This window comes from uncultured Nevskia sp., from assembly GCF_903885465.1.
In the GTDB taxonomy this organism is placed as follows: domain Bacteria; phylum Pseudomonadota; class Gammaproteobacteria; order Nevskiales; family Nevskiaceae; genus Nevskia.
In genome coordinates this window covers 1-6,892 of the sequence record NZ_CAISIQ010000136.1, presented here as the reverse complement: position 1 = coordinate 6,892, position 6,892 = coordinate 1, and the positions used below count along the sequence as shown (strand labels likewise).

Here is a 6,892-nt window from a genome sequence, read left to right as displayed (position 1 = left end):
GCAGCTCACGGCCCGCCTGCAGACCGCGGAACAGGCCGACCGCCAGTGCGATCACCAGCAGCGGCACTGGCGAGACGTACAGCATTTGCGGCCAGTGGAACCAGTGCTCCATGAAATGCGGATTGAGAGATGGCGTGATCAGGCTGACCAGGATGATCAGCGTCAGTGTTGCGCCGCCAGCGGTGCGCGAGGCGCGGTGGGCGATCAAGTGCACCGAGCCTTCGCTTTTGTAGACCAGCCAGGTCGCGCCGAGCAGCGAATAGCCCACCAGCAGCGCGACGCCGGTGAGCAGGCTGAACGGGGTGAGCCAGTCCCACCAGCCACCCGCATAGGCACGGTTGGCGACCGGGATGCCCTGCACCAGCGCACCGAGCGCGATTCCCTGCATGAACGTGGCAGTGGCAGAGCCAGCGGCAAAGGCCCAGTCCCAGAGAAACTTCCGCTCCTGCGTCTTCCAGCGAAATTCGAAGGCGACGCCGCGGAACACCAGGGCCAGCAGCATTGCGATCACCGGCGCGTACAGCGCCGGCATGATCACCGAATAGGCCAGCGGAAAGACCGCGAACAGGCCGCCTCCGCCGAGCACCAGCCAGGTCTCGTTGCCGTCCCATACCGGCGCTACCGAGTTCATCACCTGGTCGCGCTCGGACTCGGTCCTGAATATTGGAAACAGGATGCCCACACCCAGATCAAAGCCGTCCAGCAGCACGTATCCGAGCACGGCGAAGGCGATGAGGCCGGCCCAGATCAGCGGCAGATCGAAGTTCATGCCCTGCCCGCCTTGTCGGCGACGGCGAGCACCGGCGCCGGCATGATGCCGGCCGCGCGTATCGGCTGATCCGGTGGCAGATCCGGCGTCGCGGTTTCGGGCGCCAGGCGCATCTGCCGCAGGATGTAGACCGTGCCGGCGCCGAACAGCAGGAAGTACACGACGATGAATGCGATCAGCGACGAGGCTACCGCCGGTGCCGCGATCGACGATACGGAGTCTGCCGTGGTGAGCAGGCCATACACGGTGTAGGGCTGGCGTCCGACCTCGGTGGTGATCCAGCCGGCCAACACCGCGACAAAGCCTGCGGGGCCCATCAGCAGCGCCGCGCGATGCAGCCGCGGTGACTGGTACAGGCGGCCACGCGCTCGCTGCAGCACGCTCCACAAGCCGATGCCGAGCATCGCCAGGCCGATCGCCACCATGATCCGAAAGCTCCAGAACACGATGGCGACCGGTGGACGCTCGGCTCTCGGCCATTCCTTGAGACCTTGCAGCGTGCCGTTGGTGTCGTGGGTGAGGATCAGACTGCCGAGCTTCGGAATCCCCAGCGCGTAGTCGATGCGCTCTTCGGCATCGTTGGGCAGGCCGAACAGGATCAGGGGTGCGCCGGCCTCGGTCTCGTAGTGCCCTTCCATGGCCGCGATCTTGCGCGGCTGATGCACCAGGGTATTGAGACCGTGCAGGTCACCCGCGACGATCTGCAGCGGCGCCACCAGGGCTGCCATCCACATCGCCATCGAGAACATCACGCGCGCGCCCTGCAACGGCTCCGGGCGGTCGCGGCTTCTGAGCAGGTGGTACGCGCCGACCGAGCCGACAACGAAGGCCGTGGTCAGGTAAGCGGCGAGCACCATGTGTGCCATGCGGTATGGGAACGAGGCGTTGAAGATCACCGCCCACCAGTCGGTGACGATGAACTGCCCCGCATCGTTGATCGCATAGCCTGCAGGCGTCTGCATCCAGCTGTTGACCGACAGGATCCAGAACGCCGACATGAAGGTCCCCAGCGCCACCATCAAGGTGGCGAAGAAGTGCAGTCCGGCGCCGACCCGCTTCAGGCCGAACAGCATGATCCCGAGGAAGCCCGCTTCCAGGAAGAATGCGGAAAGCACTTCGTAACCCATCAGCGGGCCAAGTACCGGGCCGGTCTTGTCGGCGAACACGCTCCAGTTGGTACCAAACTGGTAGCTCATGACGATGCCCGACACCACGCCCATGCCGAAGGCGATCGCGAAGATGTTCTTCCAGTAATCGAACAACGTGCGATAGACCGGCTTGCCGGTCTTCAGCCACAGGCCATTGAGCACCGCGAGATAGCTTGCCAGTCCGATCGAGAAGACCGGGAAGACGATATGGGCGCTGATGGTGAACGCGAACTGGATTCGCGCAAGCAAGGTTGCGTCGAGCTCATGCATGAATCGCTTGGTCCGGTGAGTCGTATGCCTGAATCACCTTGCGATCTGCAGGCGCGAATGTCTGTGCGTTGGGCAACAAGCTGCACCGGCAGGGACAGGAGACTTGCCGAATCTCTAGGTCCGCCGGTTTCGCAGCAGCTTCACCACTTCCAGCGCCGCAAGTGGAATGCCTCCCAGTGCAAGCAGCAGGAAATAGTCGTGCAGCGGCATCTCCGCAGTCTTGAGGAAGGACCCGAGCAGGTCGTTGTACTGGCTGCCGATCTGCAACCCAATGGTCAGTACCACCACCACCACCAGATTGATATTGGTCAGCAGCGAGATGCGCCAGACCGGTTCGGTTTCGCTGCGAGCACCGAAGGCGCGCAGCAGTTCTGCGAAGACCAGCACCGTGAATGCGTAGGTGCGCGCGGTTTCAGTCGATTCGGTGTCGAGCACGTAAAGATAGACCGCGAACGTCACGGCCGCAGTGAGCAGACCGGTGAACACCATGGTGCCGAGAAAGGCGCGGTTGGTGATGCGCTCGGTGCGCGGGCGCGGTTCGCGTTTCATCACCTCGGGGTCGATGGGATCGCTGGCCAGGCACAGCGCAGGCAGCCCATCGGTGACCAGATTGATCCACAGCAGATGGATCGGTAGCAGCGGCGCCGGCAGGCCGACGATCACGCAGACTGCCATCAGCAGCAGTTCGGCAGTGCTCCCCGCCAGCAGGTATTGCAGGGTTTTGCGGATGTTGTCGTAGATGCCGCGGCCTTCCTCCACCGCGGCGACGATGGTGGCGAAGTTGTCGTCGGTGATGATCATGTCCGCGGCCTGCTTGGTCACCTCGGTGCCGGCGCCGCCCATGGCGATGCCGATGTCGGCGCCCTTGATCGCCGGTGCGTCGTTGACGCCGTCGCCGGTCATCGCGACCACGTCGCCGGTCGCACGCAGTGCGCGAATGATCCGCAGCTTGTGCCCTGCGGTGACGCGTGCGTAGACGGCGAAGTCGCGTATCCGGGTCCGCAATTCCGCGTCTGCCATCTTGTCCAGCGCGACGCCCGTGACTGCCGTCAGCGCCGACCCGATTCCGAGTTCGGCGGCGATGGCCGTTGCCGTGCTCGGATGATCGCCGGTGATCATCACCACGCGGATGCCGGCGGCCTGGCAACGTGCAATCGCGTCCTTGGCCTCCACTCGGGGTGGGTCATACATGCCCGTGAGACCGACGAAGCTCATGCCCTGCTCCACCGAGTCGGCGGTGCGTTCGCTGCCCTTGTCGAGATCACGAGTCGCGGAACCGAGCACGCGCAAGGCCTGGCTCGCCATGGCCGAGGTCCTGGCAAGGATCTGTTCACGGTCCTCCGGGGTCAGTGGCCGGGTTCCGGCACCGGTGTAGAGCTGCGTGCAGCGTTCCAGCAACAATCCTGGTGCGCCGTTGACGTAGGCCCGCAGGCGGCCATCAGGCAGGCGACGGATCACCGAGCTGCGCTTGCGGTCCGAGTCGAATGGCAGTTCCTGCTGCATCGGCATTTCGTGTTCGATGCGCTGCCGGTCACCGCCGGCCTTGGCACCGGCGGCCAGCAAGGCCCCTTCGGTAGGATCGCCGATGGTTTTCCAGACACCGTCTTCCTCGATGAGATGCGCGTTGTTGCAGCCGAGCAGCACCGTCGCGAGTTCGAGCAATGCCGCCCGATGCGGCTCACCAGCCTGGATGCCTTCGAACAGCACCTCGCCCGCCGGCCCATAGCCGGCACCGCTGACTTCATAGCTGCAGCCCGCCACATGCAGCGCGCGTACCGTCATCTCGCCGACCGTCAGCGTGCCGGTCTTGTCGGTGCAGATGACGCTCGTCGAGCCCAGGGTTTCCACGGCAGCCAGCTTGCGTACCAGCGCGCCGCGGCGCGCCATGCGCAGCACGCCGATCGACAGCGCCACGGTCACCACGGCAGGCAGGCCCTCGGGCACCGCGGCCACGGCCAGGCTGATGGCAGTCATGATCAGTTCCTGCAGATCGACGCCTCGCAACAGGCCCAGCCCGAACAGCAGTGCCACGATACCCAGCGCTGCCCAGAGCAGAATCCGCCCCGTCGCGTCGAGCTTGCGTTGCAGCGGCGTGCCCTGGTCCGCATCGGCGTCTTCGATCAGACCGGCGATCTGCCCCAGTTCCGTCTGCATGGCGGTCGCGACGACCACGGCGCTGCCGGTGCCGGCGGCAACACTGGTGCCCATGAACAGCATGTTGTCGCGCTCACCGAGCGGTATATCCTCCGCTTCCAGTGGCGCGGTGCGCTTGGCTACGGCCTCCGATTCGCCGGTCAAGGCCGATTCGATGCACTGCAGTGAAGCCGCCTCGAGCAGGCGCGCATCGGCAGCGATCAGATCACCGGCTTCCAGTTCGAGAATGTCTCCGCGCACCACGGCCGATGCGGCAATCGACGCAAGATGGCCATCGCGCAGCACCTTGGCATGGGGCGCCGCCATCTTGCGCAGCGCTTCGATCGACTTGGCCGCATTGAACTCCTGGTAGAAGCCGATCGCGGCGTTGAGCACCACGATCGCGAAAATGGCGATGGCATCACCGGGATCGCCCAGCAGTGCGGAGACGAAGCCTGCGGCCAGCAGGATCCAGATCAACAGATCCTTGAACTGGTCCACCAGGATGCGCAGCGGATTGATACGCCGGCCTGCGCGGATCTCGTTGGCACCATCGGCGGCAAGACGCTTCACAGCTTCCGCCGACGACAGTCCGGCGTTCGTGGACCCGAGCTGCGAGAGCAGCTGTTCGGCGGGCTGGCGGTGCCAGTCGACACCAGCTGCGTCCTTTGCAACGACCGTGCGCGAAGCCGCCGTTACCCTCGTCATGCGGGCGGTCTGACCGCGACACGGGCGGACCAGATCTCCAACAGCCCTGTCGTCACCGTCAGGATCACCGGACCGACGATAAGCCCCGCCGCGCCGAACAGGATCAGTCCGCCGACCAGCGAGACGAAGGCCAGCACCGTGTGCAGCTTCAGGCGCTTGCCGACCAGGATAGGACGCAGCAGATTATCGATGGTGCCGACCACCAGCATTCCCCAGCCGATCAGGATCAGCGCCTTGCCCGGACTGCCTTCCAAGGCGAGGAAAACCGCGGCCGGCATCCAGACCACGAACGCCCCCAGCACCGGGACCACCGCCAGCAGGCTCATCACCAGGCCCCAGAGCAGCGGCGCTGGCAGGCCCAGCCACCAGAACATCAGGCCACCGAGCAGGCCCTGTACGGCGGCGACCGCAAGCGTGCCGTAGACCGTGGCGAGAATGGTGTCGTCGACCCGTAACAGCAGGCGGTTCATCTCCGCATCGTTGAGCGGAGACAAGTCGCGCAGTGCGAGCAGCGCGGCGCGGCGGTCCCGGAGCAGGAAGAACAGGAGATAAAAGGTCAGGCAGAAGCCGATCAGTTGATAGGCCGAACCGCGTACGAACGGACCGGCGGCGGCCGTCAGCTTGGAGGTCAGCGTCTCGACCACGCCGGGCAGGTCGACACGCTGTTCGACCCAGGCCACCAGCGGCGCCAGCCGTGGCTGTGCTTCGATCAAGCGCTGCCAGTCGCCGGACTGGGTCTCGGCCTGGATTCGCTGCGCACCCTTGGCGAACTGCACCACCAGTTGCTGCGCAACGAAACTGCCCGGCACCACGACGATCAGGCCGATCAGTGCGACGGACAACAACGCCGCCAGACCCGGATGCTTGATCACCCGCTCCAGCCTCTGTTGCAGCGGCGCGAACAGCACCGCGAGCGCCAGCGCCCAGGCCAGGGCCGGCAGGAACGGCGCCACCAAGCCATAGCAAAGCGCGATGCCGAAGGCGGTGACGGCCATCAGCACCAGCGTGCGGATGTGCTTGCGCGACTCCCAATCGTGGTCGACCGGTAAGGCATTCTGCGGTGTGCCTGCCGCGCCGGTGTCGACCGCAGGCTGCTCTGCCGAGTCCTTCATGCGAGAGGCGGCTTTCGAGATAAGGGATTCAAAGCTTCACTGCCAGCACATTGCAGGTGGTGCGGTCCAGGATCGCTTCTGCAGCAGTCCCCATCAGGAGGCGATCCATGAGCGTGTGGCGCATGGCACCAATCACCAGCACATCGTTGAAATTACGCCGGGTGAAGTCGGCCAGGGTTTCAGCCGGCAACCCGTGCAGAAAATGGCGCCGGTCGTGCGGAACATCATTGGCATCCGCCAGCGTGTTGAAGTTTTTCGTCTGCACAGGCAACAGCAGATCTCGCAGCCGTCCGATGGCGCCGAGTCCTGAACCCTGTGAGCCGAGCATGCCGCCGGGTCCGCAGAACGAGAACGCCAGATGCAGTTGCGCCGAGCACTCCCGCGCAAGATCGCGCGCAGCCTTGATGATCCGGTCGTTGAGATCGGCCTCCCCGGTCGGCGTGTGGCTGGCGTCGACAGCAGCGATCACCCGCCTGGGGGCGGCGTCCGTGCTGGAATGCACCAGCAGCAAGGGCACCGGACAGGTTCGCAACAGATGCCAGTCCAGCGGCTTCAGCAACACCCGTTGCAACAGGTTCTCGTGATGCACGTCCTTGATCACCAGGTCCGAACGGGAACTGGCGACGTGCGACAGGATTGCGTCCTGCACCGGGCTTGCCCATACGACCTCGGTGGTCACTCCGACATCTTCCACGCCAGCATCGGGACGCTCGTCGTTTAGCCAGCCGAGACGCTCATCGATCCATTGCTGT

At 65.0% G+C, this 6,892-nt stretch carries 5 protein-coding genes; all 5 read right to left on the bottom strand.

Annotated features, from left to right (window positions below):
• Positions 1-769, bottom strand: a 769-nt coding sequence (gene cydB, locus QZY06_RS05030) for a cytochrome d ubiquinol oxidase subunit II (protein ID WP_295681027.1), incomplete at its 3' end; no start/stop codon positions are given.
• Entirely contained in the window at positions 766-2,187 is a 1,422-nt protein-coding gene (locus QZY06_RS05025) for a cytochrome ubiquinol oxidase subunit I (protein ID WP_295681024.1), read from the bottom strand. The genes QZY06_RS05025 and cydB, both read right to left, overlap by 4 nt.
• Positions 2,188-2,301: 114 nt before the next feature.
• The gene (locus tag QZY06_RS05020) at positions 2,302-5,028 is read right to left on the bottom strand and encodes a cation-translocating P-type ATPase (protein ID WP_295681021.1); all 2,727 of its coding nucleotides are present in this window, start codon (positions 5,026-5,028) and stop codon (positions 2,302-2,304) included.
• The gene (locus QZY06_RS05015) at positions 5,025-6,140 is read right to left on the bottom strand and encodes an AI-2E family transporter (protein ID WP_295681018.1); all 1,116 of its coding nucleotides are present in this window, start codon (positions 6,138-6,140) and stop codon (positions 5,025-5,027) included. Before QZY06_RS05015 ends, QZY06_RS05020 begins: the two co-directional genes overlap by 4 nt.
• Positions 6,141-6,168: 28 nt before the next feature.
• Positions 6,169-6,892, bottom strand: a 724-nt coding sequence (locus QZY06_RS05010) for a universal stress protein (protein ID WP_295681014.1), incomplete at its 5' end; no start/stop codon positions are given.